We start from the raw sequence: 20565 nt of genomic DNA on the forward strand, positions 1-20565 counted from the left end.
CTATGACACGTCTCAAAAAAACGCTACTTATTTGATAAGTAGGAAACGGTACTGTATGGTTCTGAAACTACCTGACCCTACGACGCCCTACGCTTTGCTTTTTCACCCCCTTTACATTATCGTCCATATCTGGATCAATCAGCAGGTGATGCGGATCAATACCGGCCTGAAGAGCTACGCCCGCAACGGGCTGGCCCGCTAGTATCACCCGGATTCGCTGCCGGCCGGAACGGATGCGGTGCTTCTGCAGGTACAGCGGCTTGGCTGAGGGCTCCCCCGGGCCGGCGGGGGTAACTACGCCAATCTCCACCCACTCATTCATTGGTAGATATCTTTCCCTACCCAGCGAGTCCACGACCACCTTGCGGGCGTTTACGATCAGCGTAACCTGCCAGGCTCCGGTTGGGGTTTGGCGCGCAACGGCTTCTTGGGTCTTTAAATCCCAGAACGTGTTGGCGGCAAACAGATCATGCACCAGATACTGAAGGGAGTCTGGTGTCACGGCCTGCAACTCCCGGTACAGATCCAGCGTCGTGGGCAGGGGAGGATTTGGCGAATATTTACGCAGCAACTCTCTCAGCGCATCGTTGACCCGATCCTGTCCTACGTAGTTCCGCAGGGCGAAGAGCGCAAAAGGGCCCTTGCGGTAGGTCATAAATCGGTTGTTGGCCCGCAGCAGGGGCGGAGCCGCCCGGGAGCGGGGCACTTCATATTCGGCTCGCATCTGGGTCAGGTACCGCATTAGATGTCCGTAACCCAGTGTTTGCTCGACTACCTGCATGGCCGAGTAGGTCGCCAGACTTTCAATGAGCACGCCGGCTCCCTCGACCCCGGCCGCCGCGAAGGTGATTCCCCACCACTGATGGGCTACCTCATGGGCCATGATATGGTAGGGCAGATCGAGCCCGCCCGGTTGGGGGTTCATCAACGAATAGCCTTCCTGATAATCAATCGTCATCGGTTCGGCGTGCATGCCTCGGCCCGGTCCCGGTCGTTCCAGCACCCGAAAATGAGCGTACGGATACGGACCGAATTCGCGCGTGTAATACGACAGCGATGCCTGGGCGCTTTTCATCATCCGCGTCACGTTGGCCTGGTGGGCGGGATGATAAATGATCTGGATGGTGACCGGTTGAGCGCCGGGCATAGGGGCTACCCACTGGGCTTCGCGGACGGCGTAGCGCGCCGAGAAAAAAGCGTACTCATTGATAATCGGTGCATTGGTTTGGTAGTGGAAGTACTGCCGGTCTCCTTTCCTCCACCGCCGGCGCAGGGCTCCCGGTGCCACGGCGATCTGGTCCTTGACGGTGCCGACAATGGCCTCAAAGTCCATCCGTTCAGCATGGCGGGTCTGGTAGCGAGCTCTACTATCATAGAGCGATGGCCGCTCGGGGCGGGGGGCGAGTCCGTACCGCTCCCGGTCCTGGGCGTGGTGAAGCTGGCGGTCGTCATCGTAGCCAATGACCGGCATCCACTCGTTGCTGTCGATATGCGAGCCGTTGGCCACGACGGCGTCATCGACCCCGTTGTTGGTGAAGCTGTGGGATTTGATTTGAAGCCTGAAGCGCAGCCGCATCAGCTCACCGGGCTGGAGGGGCTTTTTCAAGGCGTAAATCCGGTAGCCGAGTTTCTCGTCCAGAACCACCGTCGACGCCGGGCGATCAACCGAAATGGCCGAGATGACCACATTGGGAACCAGTGACAAATGAATCGAGTCGATGGCGAGGGTACTGCGATTGACTAACGAATAGGTAGCCCGTAGGTCGGCCGCCCCTTGGTCGGGGTAGATCTCCACCTGCAACTGGGTGCGCGTCAGTACGGGACACGTTGCCCGCGCATAGTGCCCGTACCGACGCTCGTAGTCCGCCCGCATTCTCTTCTGATGGGCTTCGTTTACATACTCATTCAACACGTTGGTGTTATAAAAAATAAACCCACCGGAGCTAGCAACAAGGCCCAACGCTATCAGCAGGGCCGTTTTATACCGGGGAAAGCGACGCTGCGCCAGGTGAAGCCGTGCGTTGATACGGCGGTCGTGGCTCCGCCCCCAGACGAGCGTCGCCACCACCGCCAGCAGAAGGGACCAGGAGCCCCAGTACAGTTTGAACCACAGCCACGGTTTGATGAACGGCCCGAAACCGTTCATATCGCTGTAGGACCAGCCCGTATCGGCTGCGTAGATCAAGAGCTTATGCTCAACACCAATCCTCGATGCAAAGAGGATGATACCGTAGGCGCTCATCGCCACCAGATAACCCAGGTATTTCTGATACACTATTACCTGGATGGCGAAAACAAGCCCGGCGAAGAGCAGGTAATTCGTCAACTGAATGCCGAAGAGCGTCTGTAGGTACACCCCAATCTCGAACTGGTGATAGCCCATCACTACCTGGTTAATAAGTCCAGCCAGCATCAGCAAGCTTACCCAAACGGTGATCATCAGCGCCAGCCCACCGAATTTACCCACAAACTGCACCCAGTCGGGCACGGGCGTGGTGGCGAAAAGTGCCTGGAGCCCCGCTTCGCGTTCGCGCCAGAGTAACTCACCGGCGTAAAAGACGATGAGCAGGGGAATAAGGATCCACGGGGTAGTCAGGCTGCTCAAGGGGGGGGCCAAGATCGGTAACACCTCCTGGGTACGGGCCAGCAGCGGTACGCCAAACCAGGTCATGTATTCGGGTGCGAACAGACCGGTGCCCAGCGCTAAGAGGGCAACCAGTGTGAGCCCGCTCCAGCTTTTGGCTATTGACCAAAACGAGTTTCCCCCGATGGCGATGGCTTGGCGTAGCTGCGTGCCGAATCCAAAATAGCGCGGCCTATCCCGCACCGCGATCAGGCTGGCATCTTGGTCGCCAGGGGGCGACACCTGCGGGGCGGGGGGAGCCGGTAGGGATCGGCCCCTGAACAAGCGCCATGTGCGGCCGCTGATCGGGTGATCCATCCCAAACCGAACGTAGGTAAACAGCTGTGCCCCCACCGCCAGGCTCAACCAGCTCAGGCGGTTCCAGAGCCAGGGGCCGTCGAGTCGAATCAGCCGCGTGTTTTTGTCGATGGGTGTCCAGCCTTCCATGTCGGCCAGGAGGCTGGTGCCCAGCAAGTCCATCAGGCTGCCGAGCGCCTTCCAATCCAGGGCGAAGCGTACCGTCGTGCCGCCGAACTGAGAAAGAGGAGGATACCGATACCGGCCACGTAGCTGGCGGTGGCCCGACCGCTGAGGGCTGCCAAGCCAAACTGGATGACCGTTGTGGCAACGATGGTGGGCAAGGCCAGGTAACCGTAACTGGTCAGGTAGGATGCCAGATGAAAGGGCCCTATCAGCGACGTCTTGGCCCCGGGGCCGTACACTGAGACCAGGAATCCAGCGTTGAGCGCCAGCATCAGTAGGGCGTTGAGAACCAGGGCCGCCAGCAACCGCCCCCCGAGGTAGTTGAACTTACTGACTGGCGTGGTGTACAACAGTGCGTGCATCCGCGTCTGCCGATCGCGCGTCGCCGCCTCCCCCGCAATGCCTCCGCCAATCAGAACCCAGATCGCACTGGCGAAAACGGTGAAGAAGGCGATCGTAGCCGGTGCATTCAGGTAGGTTCCGTCCGTCAGCGTGACGATGCGCAGGATGCCAAAGCCGAACAGAAAAAGAAGGCCAGCAGCAGCCCCGTCGATACGTGGCGCCACTGGTAGCTCCACTCGTAGTGAAAAATTGTCCAGAACCTCATCGGGCAGCATCGGGTTTGGGATCGGCAAGCTGACCCCTACTGGCGAGGTCCGCCATGGTCGTGAAGTAAACATCTTCGAGGTCAGGCGGCACCCGCTCAAAATCGGCCGGCGTTTCCTGGCTGTAGACGTGGACAAGCGTGCGTCCGCCCAGCAGTTTGGTCGAGATGACCCTATGTTCGCGCGCTAGCTGGGCCAGTTCATGCTTGGGAATAATCTTACGCCAGATTCGTCCGTTAAGGGCCTCGATCGCCTCTACGGGCTGTGCCTCGCGCAGGATCTGCCCCTGGTGGATGATGGCCATCCGCGTACAGAGCTCGCTGACGTCTTGGACCAGGTGCGTCGAAAGAATTACGACGCTGCACTGGCCCAGTTCACTTAGCAGATTGAGAAACCGTACCCGCTCGGCAGGGTCTAATCCAGCTGTTGGTTCGTCAACAATCACCAGTTTGGGGTTTCCCAACAGGGCCACGGCCACCCCAAAACGCTGGCGCATGCCCCCCGAATAACCGCCCAGCTTCTGGCGACGGGCCTCCCAGAGGTTTACTTTCCGGAGCAGTGTCTCAACGACTTCCCGGCGGGACTGGCGCTGGGAGAATCCCTTCAGCAGGGCAAAATAATCCAGCAACTCCTGGGCGTTGGCTTTGGGATACAGGCCAAACTCCTGGGGTAGGTAGCCCAGCGTCTGACGTAGCTTGTCGGGCTGGTGCACCACGTCGATGGCACCCAGGTGGATGCTGCCAGCATCGGGCTGTTGCAAGGTAGCCAGGATGCGCATGAGGGTCGATTTACCAGCCCCGTTGGGGCCCAGTAGCCCGAACATGCCGGTCGGAATCGTAAGGGTGATGTTTTGGAGGGCCTGCACGCCATTGGCGTACGTTTTCGAGGTATTGCGTATGCGTAGCTCCATGTCATGTGGATGCGTTGGCTTTATGGATAAATAAATCTTTACTGAACATAAAAGTACTTTGAAGTACAAAGTAAATTATAAAAAGAGCGATTTCCTACATCACCCCCTTTTTAGTCGTAGGGTTTTCTAAAACGAAGGGAATCCGTAGCGGATTGAGTGAGACAGTTGGTCACGTGTCCGAACTTAAAAAAGAACTTTCTCAAAAAATGCTCCTTTAAGCGGATAACAAGTAGTTTATCTTTATACTCTATGGAGACCAAGGAGGGCATACCCACTTTTTTTGCCCTCTCAATTGACCAATGGCGGGCGTGGTTAGCGCAATATGGCCAACGCCAAAAATCGATTTACCTGATTATTTACAAGAAAACGAGTGGGCATCCGGGTATTCGCTGGCACGATGCGATTGAACACGCCTTGAGTTTTGGTTGGGTGGATAGTAAGGTGGCCAAACGCGATGAGCAGAGCGTGTATTTAAAGTTTACTCCGCGCAATCCGAACAGTTGCTGGTGAAAAATGAACAAAAAGCGTGCGCAAAAACTAATTGATGCTGGCTTGATGCGGCCAGAAGGCCAGCGGTTGATTGACATAGCCAAAGAAACTGGCAATTGGTAACCCGTTTTTTTGGCCTTAAGGCAGGTTACTACTTTCCCTGACCGATTGAACACGCAAGCTGAACAGGTAGTCAATAGATACATGATCTCAAAAATCCCTCACAACGCGAGATGAACTGCTCCTATTTATTTAGAGAAATTCAATAACACAGGATTGATACCGAATAGATAAAGCGGGCCTGCCTCTTTTCGAGACCGCTTTCTCGTATTGACCTGCTGGCAACCTCTTCGCCCCTCAAAATTCGTGTAGGACTCCTTAGTTTACGGAAAAGAGCTCCTTCTTAATCTAACGTGAACTTGTCAGCAAACTAACTTGGACGCCTCACCAAAGCAAGCCGGCCCAGCCTAAACTACCTTTGTCCTACTAATCTTAATGAACTAGAGACATGAAAAAAACAGTTTTAGTCACCGGCGCTTCGGCAGGAATCGGCAAACAAACCGCTATTTATCTGGCACAAAACGGCTACACGGTCTATGGTGCGGCTCGCCGATTGGAAAACATGCAAGACCTTATACCCTATGGTATCAAACCGATCCGACTTGATATTACGAATGAAGAGAGTGTGCAGGCTTGTGTCGACCAAATCGTACTAGAAGCCGGCAGCATCGATATTTTAGTCAACAATGCCGGCTTTGGCTTGGAAGGGGCCATCGAAGACGTACCCCTGAAAGACGCCCGCTATCAACTCGAGGTCAATGTGTTTGGGGCCATGCACTTGACCCAACTCGTCCTACCCACCATGCGGCAAAACAAGTATGGTAAGGTTGTCAACATTTCCTCGGTGGGTGGTAAGGTCGCTATGCCCTTAGGGGGGTGGTATCACGCCAGCAAGTTTGCCCTGGAAGCCTTAAGCGATAGTCTGCGCAATGAGGTGCGGGCGTTTGGCATTGACGTCATCGTCGTTGAGCCCGGCGCTACCCGGTCCGAATGGGGTACCATTGCCACCGATAGCTTGCTGACTGTGTCCGGGCATACCGCTTACCAGGGCTTAGCCACTAAAGCCCATACCCTCTTCACCCGGTTATCGAACAACATCCAGGAACCCATCGAGATCGCCAAACTGATTCGAAAAGGGATCGAAGCCGCCAGACCAAAAACAAGGTATGTGGCTAACGAATTGAACTCCCGGGTCCTCTTAGTCGTAAGAGCCCTTGTATCGGACAAGTTACTGGATAAGTTGATCATGGGTCAACTCAACTAACAACCCATGGAAAGCACGCTCATTCTTCAGCATAATATTCTTTACTCGCGGGGGTATCAGAAGGCCCAACGGAGCGAACATTACTTCCCCGACCATGCGGTGGGCATCATGCTGGCGGGCGAATCGTCCTATTATTCCAACGAAGGCACTTTCGTTATGAACGAGGGAACCATTTGCTTAATGCGGCGGAATCAGTTGTTCAAAAAGCTCAAAAAACCGTCTCCAACGGGTGAACCACCCGCGTTAATCAGCGTATTTCTGGACCAAAACGCCTTACACCAGTACGCCACCGACAATACGATCCCCAAGCAAAGGGCGTATAAAGGCCAGGCGATGATTGACCTGACCAACAATGTGTTCTTGAAGGGCTTCTTTGACTCGCTGCGGCCCTATGTGGCTCACCCCGACCGACTGACGGCCAACCTGGCGGCTCTGAAGACGCGTGAAGCCATTGAGTTACTCCTGCAAACGGGTGATAGGCTTGCCTCGTTTTTGTTTGATTTTCAGGAGCCCTACAAGATCGATCTGGAGACATACATGAACCATCATTATCAGTACAACATTCCGCTCGCCTCGTTTGCCAAACTCACGGGTCGTAGCCTGTCCACCTTCAAGCGGGACTTTACCCGGCTCTTTGACACGACGCCCGAGAAGTGGTTACAGAGCAAGCGGTTGGAGCAAGCCCATTACCTGATTTCGACGCAAACCCTTCGTCCCTCGGATGTGTATTTGGAGGTTGGTTTTGAGAACCTGTCGCATTTTTCGACGGCCTTCAAAAGCAAGTTTGGTGTGAAGGCATCTGATTTGTGGACTAACAGCGACCCCGGGGTGTCGTCTGGGAGCTGACCGTGGGTATAGATTAATGGGACTGTGGGAGCGAGCCACTTAATTAATTCTAAAAATTCACTGTCTTACAAAAACGCTCTTAATAGTAAAACCTGGTTAGGCTGCGAAGTTCGGCGGGTTGGCCGTTGGCTGGCTGGTAGGATTCGCTTTGCTGGACCAAACGACCTTGCGAGTCATACTCATTCGAATAGGTGAAACTAGACCGATCCGTTTGACTTCCCCAATAGCTGGTAACCACCTTGGTCAGCAAAGCGTGGCGGCTGGTTTCACCATCCAGGGGTTGAGTCGTCAGGGCCCCATAATGGGACCGGTCATAACTCAGGGTAGTGACTTCATAGGGAGTGCTCTGTTGGTCATAGCTTAAGCTGATGTTCACCACATCGCCCTGATCGACTCGAGAAACCCGTTTTGCAATGACTTGATTAACCGACCGATTAATGGTGGTCGAGCTAACTAAGATGCCTTCCGAGGAATAGTGCCGTAACGTATCCACTATGACGTGGGGTCGATCAAAATAAGGCTGCGAGTAACTGGCATACCGAAGCTGACTGGTGTCCAATGGGTTCTCTAATTGCTGGGTGGGCGTTTGTTCCAGTACGGTCGTGGTTGTATAGGTATACTGATAAGTCACCTCATTGAGTAAGCCCATTTGCTTATTCATCTGGGATGCCCCTCGTTGCCGGAGGTGTCGGCTTATCTGCCGACCCAGCTTGTCATAGCGATAGGTAGTCGAATCGATGGCTGAGTAGCTATAGTTCACTCCATTTACGTCAATCGACCCTAACTGGATGGCCTTCTTGCCAGGATTAATATAGACTACTGTGATGGCCCTGGGTCTGTGAGTGGGCGCTGAAGTAGGTTCAAGCAGGCTGGTTTCTTGTTGGCAACCGGCCAATTGGTTACCTAGCCAACCTAGGCTAATCACCAGTAGCGCTCGCTTAAGGGACTTCATCGGTTTAATAGGATAACCACTTGATTATAGCCAACTGAACCAGGTAAAACAGATTAAATCAGCCTGTTTTGCAACGAGGCTACTTCGAATAAGTAAAAGCTTATTGGGGTTGGTTTGTTACTGGTCAGTCAACCCAATCAGACCTGTCTGGTGTGGGCATCATTGTTCTAAGCGGACAGCAATTTCATGGATTCATACCCGTTGACCATCCCCTGAACCGCCCAGTCTAATAAGCCAATTCGCCATGCTACTTCGTCTCAATTGGGAGCGTTATTTTGAGACTCTCCGAATTATAGATTAGTGGTCCTTGGGTTTAACTGAAGCCTACAATAACCATCGAGAAGTCAGTCTCGATTCCGCTTGGCTCCACGCTTCTACATGCTCCATAAGCGGACGTAGGGTGTACGCTTTCGGACAGCCCAATAGTAACTAAGTTTTCTTATGTATCTGATTACTTGTACCTTAAGTTTGTGGCATCCTATTTGTTTAGCAAATAACAAGAAAATAAAGTCACTAATGAACCGGATGTATGGGGAGGACATATTTAGGGGAATTTGAAGAACTTGTCCTATTGACCGTGGCCATCCTCAACGGCACGGCTTATGGACTGGCTATCGCCGAAGAGCTCAAGCAACGAACCCACCGCTCCATTAATCTCAGTGGGGTGCATGTGGCCTTGTATCGATTAGAAGAAAAAGGCTTTGTCAAATCGGAGTTGGGAGGAGCTACGGCGGCTCGGGGAGGGCGTCGAAAGCGGCTCTTTTCCATCACGGCCTATGGTAAACGGACCTTGGATGAGTTGCGGCAGGTCCGCAATGAGCTGTGGGAAGATATCCCCAACCTATCTCTCTCCTAAATCATGACCCAACCACCTCGTAGCCCCTTGCCGCCTGCCTGGGCTGATCGCCTGCTTAGCTGGTTGTGCCCCCCAGAGTTGAGGGAAGAACTGCTGGGCGACCTGCATGAACAGTTTGAGCAGCACGTGGCCCAGCTAGGCCAGGCTACGGCCCGGCGCTTGTACCTCGGGGAAGTCATTCGGTTTTGTCGACCATACTTCATCAGCCGCCGGCTACGCCCCCAAACAGCCTCAAGAAGTGACTTTCCTTTTCTCCCTTTTCTCCGTCCAGCTATGCTACGCAACTATCTCAAAATCGCCCTTCGCAACCTTGCCAGACATAAAGTTTTTTCGGCCATAAATCTGGGCGGGCTCGCGCTGGCGATTGTGGCCTGTCTGCTCATTGGCGTGTTTGTCCGCCATGAATACGCTTATGACCGTTTTCATACCCATGCCAACCGGATTTACCGGGTCTGGACCCAGGAACGTTACGAGGGGCAGCCCATTATCAATCCGGTAACGCCCTATATTCTGGGGCCTACCTTACAGGCAACCTATCCCCAAATTGAGCAGATGGCGCGGGTCGAGACGGGTAACGTCAATGTCAAAAAAGGAACACAGGTTTTCAATGAGCGCATTCACCTGGCGGATCCTGACTTGTTGACGCTCTTTGACTTTCCCCTGATCAGTGGCAGTAAACGGCCCCTTCAGGAGCTGTATTCAGCCGTCATTTCTGAGGATATCGCCCAAAAATACTTTGGTGGCCGCAATCCCTTAGGCCAGACACTGATGATGCAACTGGATAGTCTGCCCCAGGCATTCACCATTCGGGCCGTCGCCAAAACCCCACCCACTAATTCTAGCATTCGATTTGGCATCCTGATTCCCATTGCCCATGTCAAGGCATTCCGTTCGGAACGCGCCTTAAAAAGCTGGTTCAGTGTCGTGCCCGAAACGTTCGTCATGCTGCGCCAGGGAACCGACCCTGACTCATTGAAAGCCCAGTTTCCGGCCCTGCTCCGTAGTCAATTAGGCGACAAGTACACGGGCAATAACTACGTGATCAATCTACAGCCCCTGATCGATATTCACCTGGATATGACCTTGGCCGGAGGAAGCGAGCCGGTCAGTGATCCGACCTATTCCTACATCTTGGGTGCCGTTGCCTTTTTTATCTTACTGATTGCCTGCATTAATTTTATGACCTTATCACTGGGCCGATCCGTCAGTCGGGCTCAGGAGGTCGGCCTTCGCAAAGCGATAGGCGCCTTGAGAAGTCAGATTATAGGCCAGTTCTGGAGCGAAGCGATGCTGATGATTGGGGCGGCTATACTGCTGGGCCTGGGATTGGCTAAACTCGTGACGCCTTTATTTAGCCTACTGGTCAACCAACCCCTTGACTTTAACTTTGATGGCACCATGGCCCTGTTTCTGGTGGGATTGCTGCTTATCGTGGGACTCGTAGCGGGAAGCTATCCCGCCCTGGTACTGTCTGGATTCCAGCCCGTGGAGGTTCTCAAGGGGAAGCTATCACTGCGGGGTGACGCCAACTGGTTTCGGCGATCCTTGGTCGTGATCCAGTTTGGGCTAGCCGTATTGCTGATGGTCGGCACACTGGTCCTTAATCATCAGTTACACTACCTCCAAACCAAATCACTGGGCTTCCAGCGAGAACAAATTGTCATCCTACCCATCAACAAAACCGGTGCGGAAGGGCGGCAGTTAGTCGATCGGTTACGGAATGCCTTAACGGCCCAGAAACAGGTACTGGGCGTGACGGCCTCGGCTTTCCCCCTGGGCAATAGCTGGGGCCAGATGGGTTACACCGATGAGCAGAAGGTGTATCGAGCGTTTCATTTTAATTTCGTAGATCCGTATTTTCTACCCACCTATGGCATTCGAGTTGTGCAGGGTCGCAACTTTGATCCGGCCAACTCAGCCGATCAATTTGGGGCCTATATTGTCAACCAGGCGTTTGTCAAAAAATTCGGTCTGAAAGACCCAATCCATGAACCGATACGGGGGTTGAAAACGGCTCATCGTATTATTGGGGTCGTCGATAATTTTCATTATGCATCGCTGCATAGTGATATTGAGCCGTTACTGATGCTGGTCCGCTATGACTCCCTGCGAAAAGTAATCGAGAATATTTCGGTGGACTCGCCAACGGCTCCGGATGTCTCGGTTAAACTGGTGGCGGGAAACCTGCCCGCCAGTTTAACGATGCTGGAGCAGGTCTGGAAAGCCACGTTACCGAACGAACCGTTTGCGTATAGTTTCCTGAGTGAGGATCTCCAGCGTCAGTATGCGGCCGACCAGCGTTTAGGTCAGTTGGTTAGCATAGCCTCGGGTTTATCCCTCTTAATTGCCTGCTTAGGTCTATTTGGGTTAGCTACCCTGGCGGTTAGCCGGCGTACCAAAGAGATTGGGGTTCGGAAAGTACTGGGTGCCAGCGTGGTTAGTGTGGTGGGGTTACTGGCAAAAGATTTTTTGCAACTCGTGGTGATCGGCGTGCTGCTGGCCTGTCCTTTATCCTGGTGGGCTGCTCATCAATGGCTGGCCAATTTTGCCTACCGGGTATCCATGCCCTGGTGGGCTTTTGGGCTAGCTGGGATCGGGGTGCTAGTCATTGCGTTTGTGACGATCAGTCTGCAGAGTGTGAAAGCCGCCCGGATGAACCCCGTGGAGAGTTTACGAACCGAATAGGGTTTAGAACAATAAGAAAAGCCTGGTGATCGTAGAAAAAGCTGGCTGATAGTTACTGAACACGTCGGGCAATTTTGGTCAAGCCTGTCGGCTTCTGCTGGTGGCACGGATAAACTAGACGAAACTTGCCTAGGCGAGAGAGCTTGTCTTTCAGCAAAAGGGCGGCCAATAACCAACCATTATTCAGGCACGTATCACTAAAAGTGCCCCATCAACGGACAGTTCCTTCGTCTCAGGTGGGAGCCTATTTTGAGAATCACTAACCAATTTATCATAGTAGGCAGTTAGTGAGTGTTCTCCTGCATCAAGGTCCGTTTTGATTAGAAAATTAATAACCTATCTCAGAAAACAGTCTCCACATAGGCTAGACTATAAGTTCTGCTCATTGGCAAATCGAATCAATTCGGATAGTTTGTTAACGCCTAACTTGAAATAAATGTTTTTACGATGCGTTTTTACCGTTTGTTCCGACAGAAAGAGTTGATCAGCAATCTGACTCGTTGATAAACTACTACAAATCAGTTTTATAATTTCCAGTTCGCGGGGTGTCAAATTAAACTGGTGAATAAACTTATCTGGCCCATACGAATTAATTAACGGAGGGGGATCCTGATGGGGTTGATCAAAATAGGTCTTACCTGCCACTACCTGCTCCAGGCAGGCTACTAATTGGCTGGGGGAAGCGCTTTTGAGCAAGTAACCCATGACCCCTACCGCTTTTAATTCCTCCACTAACTTTTGATAGCTGTACATTGTAATGATAACTACGTGGACCTTAGCAAACTCCTGGCGAATCTGCCGGGCAATATCAATTCCGTTCCGATGCGGCAAATTTATATCCAGTAGGACCAGATCCGGCTGAAGTTGGTGGATAACCGGGATCACATCACGACCATCGTAAACCTGACCAATAACGGTAAATGAACGACTGACGGTCGTCAGTAACGTACGCAGTCCATCACTGAATAACTGATGATCATCCGCAATAAGAACCCTCGTTGAATCGCCCTTATTTTCCATAACTCATGACTTGCTGACCAAGCGGAACCATCAGCGTAAGGGTTGTACCACTTTGACCCGAGTCGACCAGTAACTCGGCGCCAAGGTAATTCGCCCGGGAACGCACGTTGCGTATGCCAATACCCGCTGATATTTGTTCCCTTGCAACACTGCCCACTCCGTCATCTTCGACCATTAAAGATAGGTACGTCGCATGAAATAGCAACTGAACCGTTATAGTGCGGGCTTGGGCGTGTTTAAGCGCGTTGGTGACCAGCTCGATAGCGATTCGGTAAAGGATTAATTCCGTTTCAGGGTCCAGTCGACGTTCTGACCCAAACGTAACAAAGACAAGGTTGATAGGGCTGCTGGCATCCAACCGGCGGATGGCCTCCCGAAGAATCTCGGTCAGACCCAGTTTATGAAATTCGGGGGCATCAAATTGTGGGCGATCAGTCGTAAGTCACGCATCGCTTTTTCCAGCAGGTTGATGGGATTTCGCCAGCCCGTACCGGAAGTGGCCAGTAGTTCTAACTGTCCTTTTAGAGTGGCCAGTGTCGCTCCCAGATCGTCATGCAAGTCAGCGGCCAGCCGCTGCCGTTCTTCTTCCTGCACCTGGAGTACCCGTTGCAAATCGGCCTTTTGCCGGGTTAATTTCGCGCGCGTATAGCGACGGATTAAGTAGGTAGCCAATAACCCTATCCCCAGTAAGGAAGTGAGCCGAAACCAGGTTGTTTCCCACCAGGGCGGGTGAATGATAAGGGTCAACCGCTGTTCAACCCAGGGGCCATCTGTATTGGCTCCCCGTACGCGAAAGGTGTAGGTTCCTGGAGGCACCTGGAGATAGGAAGCCAGCCGGTCCGGACCGGCCACATGCCAATGCGGGTCGAAACCCTCCAGCTTAAATTGATGACGATTCGTCTCGGGGCTCTGGTAGTCCATATAGGCAAACCCAAACGAAAGGTCATTCTGATGATAGGCCAGTTGTAGCAAAGAGTCTACCTTTTGAGCTGCGCCAGCCTGCGGGGCAAGGCTGGACGGGATCGCTTGTCCATTGACACGAATAGCTGTGATGACCGTTTTCGCCAGCCGGACCCGGTGCTGGATACGACTGGGGGAGAAGGCATAGTAGCCCATTCGATCGCCGAAGAACAACTGCCCATCGGGAGCTGTATAGCCGGAAAACTCCCACATGGTCCGGCCAGTTACGCCCTGCAGGCGACCATACCGGTGGAGGGTAGTCCGATCAGGAAGATACTGCACAATACCCGACAAATCGCTGATCCATAACCCATTCTGATGATCGAGTTGAATGCTGGTAATGTTCCTGGGTTTATTCGGATCCGTAGGCAAGGCTACTGCATACTGATCGGTAGCGCGATTATACCGAAACAAGCCCCCGACGCCACTCACCCAAATGACACCTTGCTGATCCTCCACCATACCCGTTACCCGTAAACCCGGCAAGTAGCGTCGAAATGAATGCGTTCTGTGATTATAGCGGTTAACGCCCCCTTTGAAGTACCCCCCTGCCCAGAGCGTACCCTGATGATCTTCCAGTAAAATAGGGATGCCGTTGTCACTCAGCGTCGTTGAGTCCAGGGGATTGTGTTGATGATGGATAAAGTGGCCCGTCACCGGATTCAATTCATCCAGCCCCTGGGTAGTACCCAGCCAAAGTTTACCAAACCGATCCTGGCGAATCACGTGCACATTATCGGTGATTAATGACGTCTGGTCGTTTCGACTGTGGGGAAACTGATTAAAGGTTTGGGTTGCCGAATCATATCGATTCAGGCCAGCCCCTTTGGTACCAATCCAGAGAGTGCCCTGTCGATCCTGATAGACCTCTCGGATGTCATCAGAACCCAAACTAGTCGGTTGAGCCGGGTTGTGCTTAAACCATCCCACAGCCCCGGTCCGCCGATCCTGATACTGTAGGCCAGTAGCCGTACCGATCCATAACTTGCCGGAGCGGTCCTGCCAGAAAGCATGAACCGTTGTACCCAGTCGCCTAAAGCCGATCGTCGACTGGGTTGGCACGATGCGGTATAAGCCTCCGTCAAAGGTACTGACCCAGTGGACCCCATCGGCGGAGGTAAAAAAGGCCCAGGGGCCGTTTTCCTGAAACGCATTGGCTTGCCCGGGCTGCGCTTCCCAATGCTGCACCTGATCAAGAAGTGGATCGTAGCGGTTCAACCCGTTCTTGTAGGCGCCAATCCAGAGATGGCCCTTTGAATCTTCCCGAATAAAGGAAACCGCATCGGGTTCGCGGGCGGCCTTGTCCTGTAAAAAAGGTCGGCTTAACCGGTCTGGCCGTTTGTCATCATAGGGATAGCGGGTAAATTGGCCTCGTTTACGGTCCATTATATGCAGGCCATCGCCGTAGGTGCCCACCCAAAATGTTCCCCGGCTATCTTCATAAATGGCGCGTACTTTATTGTCAGCCAGACTATGGGGATTGACCGCCTGATGGACGTAGCGGGTAAACGTCTGGGAAGCCGGGTTAAACTGGTTCAGGCCACCTTCATTCCTAGCCGTTTGCCCCCATTCACTACCGGTACCCACCCATAAAACGTTAGTATGGTCTTCATACAAGACTCGGACCTGATCATTACTGAGTGAAGCGGGGTTGGCCGGATCGTGGCGATACCGGGTAAATTGACAGGTACGGCGATTAAGGCGGTTGAGTCCCCCATGGGTACCGATCCAGAGCTGACCGCTTTTATCTTCGAGAATGGTCGTTACTTCATCATGGCTGAGACTGGTTGGGTTACGGGGATCATGTCGATAGTGGGTAAACACACCAGTCGCTGGATCGAATCGATCAAGTCCTTCCCCCATTAAGCCGATCCAGATAATTCCCTGGCGGTCGCAGTAGACCACCTCCGCCTTATCGCCGGCCAGTGAATTGGAGTTGGTCGGATCATGCAGATAAGCGGTAAACTGGTGGCCATCAAATCGGTACAGCCCCATACCGCCTAACCAGATATACCCCTGTCGATCCTGGGCAATGCTGGTCAGTCGCACCCAGTTGATACTCTCGGGTGGAATAACGGGATAGATAACGTGAGATTGCCCCTTTCCTTCACCCAACAAAAGGAAACCGAAAAAGGCAAGTACATACCTAAGGCGATAGAGCCTCAGGTTGACCAACAACCCCATATGCAGGAATCTACCAGTCATACTGCGTTGAGAATAAATTAAGGCCAAAGTAAGCCATCCGGCTTTTCAGTAAAAATACCCCTTTCGTGGTATAGCCCAGCGGCCTGTGCGATTCGACCTTTGTCAGCGTAAAGTATGTTCTCAAATCCAAGCTAACAATTATGAAAGTGTTACACTGCCAGGAGGCCGGATTTAATTGTGCAGGCATTATTCGCGCTCATAGTGACCATGAAGTGTTAACGCTGGCTGCTCAACATGCCGAGCTGGTACACCAGGTTCAGCTTACACCAGCGATGCTAGAGCAGCTTACGGGAATGATTCGTGATGAGCCGAATTAACCCTGAACGAATGCCTTTCTACGGGGCCGCCTACGCAAAAAAGTGAAAAGCTTACTAACGAGTAACCCTACTATGACTTTTTTTGTAAACCCTTGATGGTAGCTTCTACAAATTTTTCAGCCGCCTAACCCTGCAATTAATAATGAAAACGATATACATCGCTACCGCTTGTTTTTGCGTGTTCGTACTGACTGGTTACCAGGCTTATAGCCAGGGTTATAGATCGGGAACTATCAATAATAAGCCAACGCCGGTGTCCACGCCCCCGCCTAATCCCCTGAGTTCGGGCAGTAGTCCTGGCTATATAGGCTATCCAGTTTTTCAGGGGGATGGCGGGAAATCGAAACTGGCAGAGCAGTATGTGAAAGCTGCTTTAGCCTATGAGGAGGCCGCCCGTAGGACCAAATGCACGGAGAACCGAATTTTTATTCAGCTCAGGCTGCCTACCACAGATGTCTGGCCGATCAATTACGTATTGGCTCTTCTGCCCAATGCCCTGAACCAACTTAACAACTCACCAACTGTGCGGCCAATGATTAACCATCTTCTGCCGTTAGCGAACGCCCGGAAGCGGAATCAAGTCAATCGAACCCGCCGCTTCTCTAACGGCTGACCAGTATGAGCCATCCAATCAGTAGAACCCTATATGAACAGCAGTTGCAATTGGGCTCGGCGATAAAAGACCCGGCTCAGCAACGTAATTATTACAACGCTATAAACAAACAACAGGCGGAAACCCAAGCCATCAATCAGGGTGTTGAAACTGTCTGTAGCCTTATTCTGAACCTTTTTTGAGGCCAAATAACAACGACAGGCCCAAGAAAGAGCACAAGTCGAACGGCGAGCGGCTTATGAAGAGTACATGGCGGAGCAGCGTGAAGCGACTCGGCTAGCCGAATAATAACGGCTTGCAGAGGAACGGTGACAGTTGGAATTAATTGGCCAAAAGATAGATTGTATTCTATCATCAGCCAGGGAAAAACAAATACCTACTACTCAGTTCGACAATCAAACGCATAGGCTCTATTACCAGCCCTATGCCGTTTTAGATGAGACACCTATTTGGCTGGCCACTGAGCCATTGGCTATTGCCTGGTACGCTGAGGGTAGTTGGCCGCTTTTTAGAAACATAGAAACGCAAATAACCCTACAAGGCAGCAAAATTACTCTGTAATAGGTTTTACACCTTACCGATCTGACTTGGCTCAACGCACTCGCCTTAGCGTTAAAGAGCTACGGGCACTTCATAACATGAACTAACTGACTAACTAATCAATTTTCTCCCTTACCTGTATGTGGCAAATCTACCGCACCATCTTGAGTGTGCTGCTTCAATTATGGCTCGTCTCCTCGCTAGACGCCCAGACCCCAACGCTGGTAAAAGACATTTTTCCAGGGCCATTCGTACCCGCAGTAGGAGGGGATGGTGTAAATCTCAATTCCCGAACGGCCGTAATCAATGGCGTTGCTTACTTCTGGGGGAATAATCGCACGAATGGAGATGAGCCCTGGCGTTCTGATGGAACGGCTGGCGGTACGGCAATGGTAACCAATGTGAATTCTAACACGTATATAAGCAATTCACCCATAAACAATGAAATATGCGACGCTGGCTCCTCCCCAACTGAGTTTACGAACGTGAATGGCGCCATCTTTTATCTCGCCTATAATCCAGGGCTTGGCTTATATAAGGGGGGGCTCGAATTTGGGATGCACCCGCTCAGACCTCCTACATACAAGGGCTTACTAAGGTGGGTAACAACCTGTTTTTTACTGTTTATTATCTCGGTGCAGATCATCCTGTTGAAATATGGAGAAGCGATGGTACCTCAGCCGGTACCGTACGGGTAAAATCTGGCATAGAGCCCAAAAACCACTCAGGTTATGAACACTATCGTGACTTTGTCGACGTTAACGGGGTCGCCTTCTTTGAAGCGGATGATAATAGTCACGGTGCTGAACTTTGGAAAAGTGATGGGACAGAAGCTGGAACCGTACTGATAAAAGATATTAATCCGGGACCTGGCCAGTCAGCTCCTCGGTATATGGTAGCTAAAGACAATATCCTGTACTTCATGGCAGTGTCTGAATACGCTACAGAATTCTGGCGTAGTGACGGTACGGAGGCAGGCACCTACAAAGTGAAAATCAATAACCAGGCTCAGAGCGGTGATTATTTAATCAACGTGAATGGGACGCTGTATTTCCGGTCAGTAGGATCAGGATTGTGGAAAAGTGATGGCACCGATGCCGGTACAGTATTAGTAAAGGAGATACAAAACTTTTACCCTCGCGTTAATGCTAACGGCACTCTGTTTTTTTTTAATGGCACTGAACTCTGGAAAAGCAATGGCACTACGACTGGCACTGGCGTAGTCACTGATGTTCATCCCGAGGGAGGGTATTCTGTTCTTGATGCAGAAAGCCTCAATGGCTATGTGTATTTCATGACCACCAATGATGGTACAGCAGCTGAGTTGTGGCGTAGTGACGGCACGGTGGCTGGTACGGTGATGTTGAAAAGTTTCCCAAGAGGGCTGTTTTCAGAGCGAGTGTTGATTCCGCTGATTGACAAGATGCTGGTCGTTGCTGATGATGGCAACACCGGACTAGAGCTATGGGCCGTGCCCACACCGGCCTGCAAGGCTCCTTTGGTAACCACCCAACCGGCTAATCAGAACGTCTGCCAGGGGCGTACGGCCAGTTTCAAGGTAGTAGTGAACGCCAACAGTTCGGGCACGCTCAGCTACCGTTGGGAATATAACGACGGTGGGGATTGGCTACCAGCCAGCGGCACCGGCTTCAGCAACCCGACCACCGCTACACTAGGGGTGTCGGGCACCCAACTGATCAACCTGCGTAAGTTTCGCGTATGGGTCAAGGGCAGCTTATGCCCTACTGAAGTGTTCTCCAGCCAAGCCCAGCTAACGGTCAATGGGGCTCGTTTCACAGCCCAGCCCACCAGCCAAACTGCCTGCGCCAGCACCTCCGCCAGTTTCATGGTTACGGCCCAAAGCATCGAGCCAATCAATTACCTTTGGGAGATGCGCGAGAGCAGCACGGCCAGCTGGTCGGCCACCATTGAAGGCAATGGCTTCGTGGGTAGCACCACGTCTAATCTAACCGTGTCGGGTGCGCAACTGCTCAACGGGCGCCAGTTCCGGCTACAGGTGAGTACCGCGGCCTGCCCAACGGCCCTTTATTCAAGCACGGCAACCCTCAAGGTGGTTCAGCCCTTACTCACCACGCAACCGGCTAACGTGAGTGTATGTCAGGGCGCAGCCACTAGTATTAAGGTGACGACCAACGCCAACAGTTCCGGTACGTTAAGCTACCGCTGGGAATATAACGACGGCGGGAGTTGGGTAACGGCCGCAGGGACTGGCTTCAGCAACACCACTACGGCATCGCTGGGCGTATCGGGGGCGCAAGTAATCAACGGTCGTCGGTTCCGGGTATGGGTCAAGGGAAGCCTATGTACCCTAGAGGTACTCTCCAACGAAGCACAACTGACCATCAAGGCGCTACCGGTACTTTCGAATGTAACCCCTACCCAAACCATCACCAGCGGTCAAACTATTCAAGGCATTACGGCGACGGCCAGCGGTGGAGTAGCCCCTTTAACCTTGACCTGGAGCCGCCCTCAGGTCGCTTCGTTAAGCTTCGATCCGGCCTTAGCCCTGTCAGGCGGGTCTGCTGATTTGCCCATTGTGCGTAAGATTACCAGCACCGCTACCACGGATCAACCAATCACCTTTACCTTAAAAGTTACCGACGCGACGGGCTGTAGCCGCAGCGCTACCAGTCAGGTAAAAGTGAAACCGGCAGCTACTGCTTCAGCACGCTTAGGAGCTAGTCAAGCACAAGAAGGGTTCCATATCTATCCTAACCCATTCAATGGGAATGGGTTTGTTGTAGAAGGACCGGATTTAGGACAGGCAAAACTGGGGCTGCACACGATGCAGGGTCGGGTCGTGCCATTCCATACGTATTTACTAGATGAAGGCAAGCTACAGGTAAAAACCCATCACCAACTGGAGACTGGCGTCTATATTCTAGAAGTAACCGGTCACGGCAAGCGCTGGTATACCAAACTATTGGTTACTGGTGACCAATGATTGAGTGACTTGTTCCGGAAAATATCTCGTCCCGTATTAGTAAACTTTTACATTTAGCAACCGATGGATGCATCTAAACATGCATCCATCGGTTGCTAAAGTTTTTCAGAAAGAAACTAAGTTGTCGGCTTAGAGGGTCCTCATAAACTTGCTACTGACTCACCGATTGCCT

At 52.4% G+C, this 20565-nt stretch carries 16 protein-coding genes and 1 pseudogene; 10 read left to right on the top strand and 7 right to left on the bottom strand.

The window, feature by feature from the left end:
- Positions 1-67: 67 nt before the first annotated feature.
- The 3 genes from LN737_RS30905 to LN737_RS30915 are packed head-to-tail and all read right to left on the bottom strand — an operon-like array spanning position 68 to position 4621.
- The gene (locus tag LN737_RS30905; RefSeq protein ID WP_231780055.1) at positions 68-3103 is read right to left on the bottom strand and encodes a hypothetical protein; all 3036 of its coding nucleotides are present in this window, start codon (positions 3101-3103) and stop codon (positions 68-70) included.
- Positions 3103-3723, bottom strand: a complete 621-nt coding sequence (locus tag LN737_RS30910; protein WP_231780056.1) for an ABC transporter permease — start codon at positions 3721-3723, stop codon at positions 3103-3105. The genes LN737_RS30905 and LN737_RS30910 overlap by 1 nt, the downstream gene beginning before the upstream one ends.
- A complete protein-coding gene (locus LN737_RS30915) occupies positions 3710-4621 on the bottom strand; it encodes an ABC transporter ATP-binding protein (protein WP_231780057.1) in 912 nt (303 codons plus the stop codon). Before LN737_RS30915 ends, LN737_RS30910 begins: the two co-directional genes overlap by 14 nt.
- 249 nt (positions 4622-4870) lie before the next feature.
- Here LN737_RS30915 and LN737_RS30920 point away from each other — a divergent pair, with 249 nt between their 5' ends.
- From LN737_RS30920 to LN737_RS30930, 3 genes are all read left to right on the top strand, one after another.
- Positions 4871-5131 carry a YdeI family protein gene (locus LN737_RS30920; RefSeq protein ID WP_231780058.1) on the top strand — a complete coding sequence of 87 codons (261 nt, stop codon included), beginning with the start codon at positions 4871-4873 and terminating at the stop codon, positions 5129-5131.
- Positions 5132-5618: 487 nt separating this feature from the next.
- The gene (locus LN737_RS30925; RefSeq protein ID WP_231780059.1) at positions 5619-6434 is read left to right on the top strand and encodes an oxidoreductase; all 816 of its coding nucleotides are present in this window, start codon (positions 5619-5621) and stop codon (positions 6432-6434) included.
- A 6-nt stretch (positions 6435-6440) separates the two neighbouring features.
- Positions 6441-7280 carry an AraC family transcriptional regulator gene (locus LN737_RS30930; RefSeq protein WP_231780060.1) on the top strand — a complete coding sequence of 280 codons (840 nt, stop codon included), beginning with the start codon at positions 6441-6443 and terminating at the stop codon, positions 7278-7280.
- 79 nt (positions 7281-7359) lie between these two features.
- Here LN737_RS30930 and LN737_RS30935 read toward each other — a convergent pair whose 3' ends face one another.
- A complete protein-coding gene (locus LN737_RS30935) occupies positions 7360-8232 on the bottom strand; it encodes a hypothetical protein (RefSeq protein WP_405520672.1) in 873 nt (290 codons plus the stop codon).
- A 529-nt stretch (positions 8233-8761) separates the two neighbouring features.
- Between LN737_RS30935 and LN737_RS30940 the strand changes: the two genes are divergently transcribed.
- Positions 8762-9088, top strand: coding sequence for a PadR family transcriptional regulator (locus LN737_RS30940; protein WP_231780062.1), 327 nt, complete (start codon positions 8762-8764; stop codon positions 9086-9088).
- Positions 9089-9091: 3 nt separating this feature from the next.
- Entirely contained in the window at positions 9092-11773 is a 2682-nt protein-coding gene (locus tag LN737_RS30945) for an ABC transporter permease (RefSeq protein WP_405520673.1), read from the top strand.
- 369 nt (positions 11774-12142) lie between these two features.
- On the opposite strand, the gene LN737_RS30950 is transcribed toward LN737_RS30945, so the two are convergent.
- The 3 genes from LN737_RS30950 to LN737_RS30960 are packed head-to-tail and all read right to left on the bottom strand — an operon-like array spanning position 12143 to position 15958.
- On the bottom strand, positions 12143-12793 hold the full coding sequence (locus LN737_RS30950; RefSeq protein ID WP_231780064.1) for a response regulator transcription factor: 651 nt from the start codon (positions 12791-12793) through the stop codon (positions 12143-12145).
- A complete protein-coding gene (locus LN737_RS30955) occupies positions 12783-13151 on the bottom strand; it encodes a sensor histidine kinase (RefSeq protein WP_231780065.1) in 369 nt (122 codons plus the stop codon). The genes LN737_RS30950 and LN737_RS30955 overlap by 11 nt, the downstream gene beginning before the upstream one ends.
- A gap of 29 nt (positions 13152-13180) precedes the next feature.
- Positions 13181-15958 (bottom strand): sensor histidine kinase, encoded by a 2778-nt coding sequence (locus LN737_RS30960; RefSeq protein ID WP_231780066.1) that lies wholly within the window; start codon positions 15956-15958, stop codon positions 13181-13183.
- 140 nt (positions 15959-16098) lie between these two features.
- Between LN737_RS30960 and LN737_RS30965 the strand changes: the two genes are divergently transcribed.
- The 5 genes and pseudogenes from LN737_RS30965 (at position 16099) to LN737_RS30985 (ending at position 20393) form a co-directional block, all read left to right on the top strand.
- Entirely contained in the window at positions 16099-16275 is a 177-nt protein-coding gene (locus LN737_RS30965) for a DUF1059 domain-containing protein (RefSeq protein ID WP_231780067.1), read from the top strand.
- Between the two features lie 618 nt (positions 16276-16893).
- A complete protein-coding gene (locus tag LN737_RS30970) occupies positions 16894-17070 on the top strand; it encodes a hypothetical protein (RefSeq protein WP_231780069.1) in 177 nt (58 codons plus the stop codon).
- A 498-nt stretch (positions 17071-17568) separates the two neighbouring features.
- The gene (locus LN737_RS30975; protein WP_231780070.1) at positions 17569-18126 is read left to right on the top strand and encodes a hypothetical protein; all 558 of its coding nucleotides are present in this window, start codon (positions 17569-17571) and stop codon (positions 18124-18126) included.
- A pseudogene (locus LN737_RS30980) lies at positions 18027-18266 on the top strand (hypothetical protein); the annotation flags it as partial. The gene LN737_RS30975 and the pseudogene LN737_RS30980, both read left to right, overlap by 100 nt.
- Positions 18267-18350: 84 nt before the next feature.
- The gene (locus tag LN737_RS30985) at positions 18351-20393 is read left to right on the top strand and encodes a T9SS type A sorting domain-containing protein (RefSeq protein ID WP_405520722.1); all 2043 of its coding nucleotides are present in this window, start codon (positions 18351-18353) and stop codon (positions 20391-20393) included.
- The last annotated feature ends 172 nt before the right edge of the window (positions 20394-20565 follow it).

Origin of the sequence: Spirosoma sp. KNUC1025, assembly GCF_045160025.1 — a bacterium.
Taxonomy (GTDB): Bacteria; Bacteroidota; Bacteroidia; order Cytophagales; family Spirosomataceae; genus Spirosoma.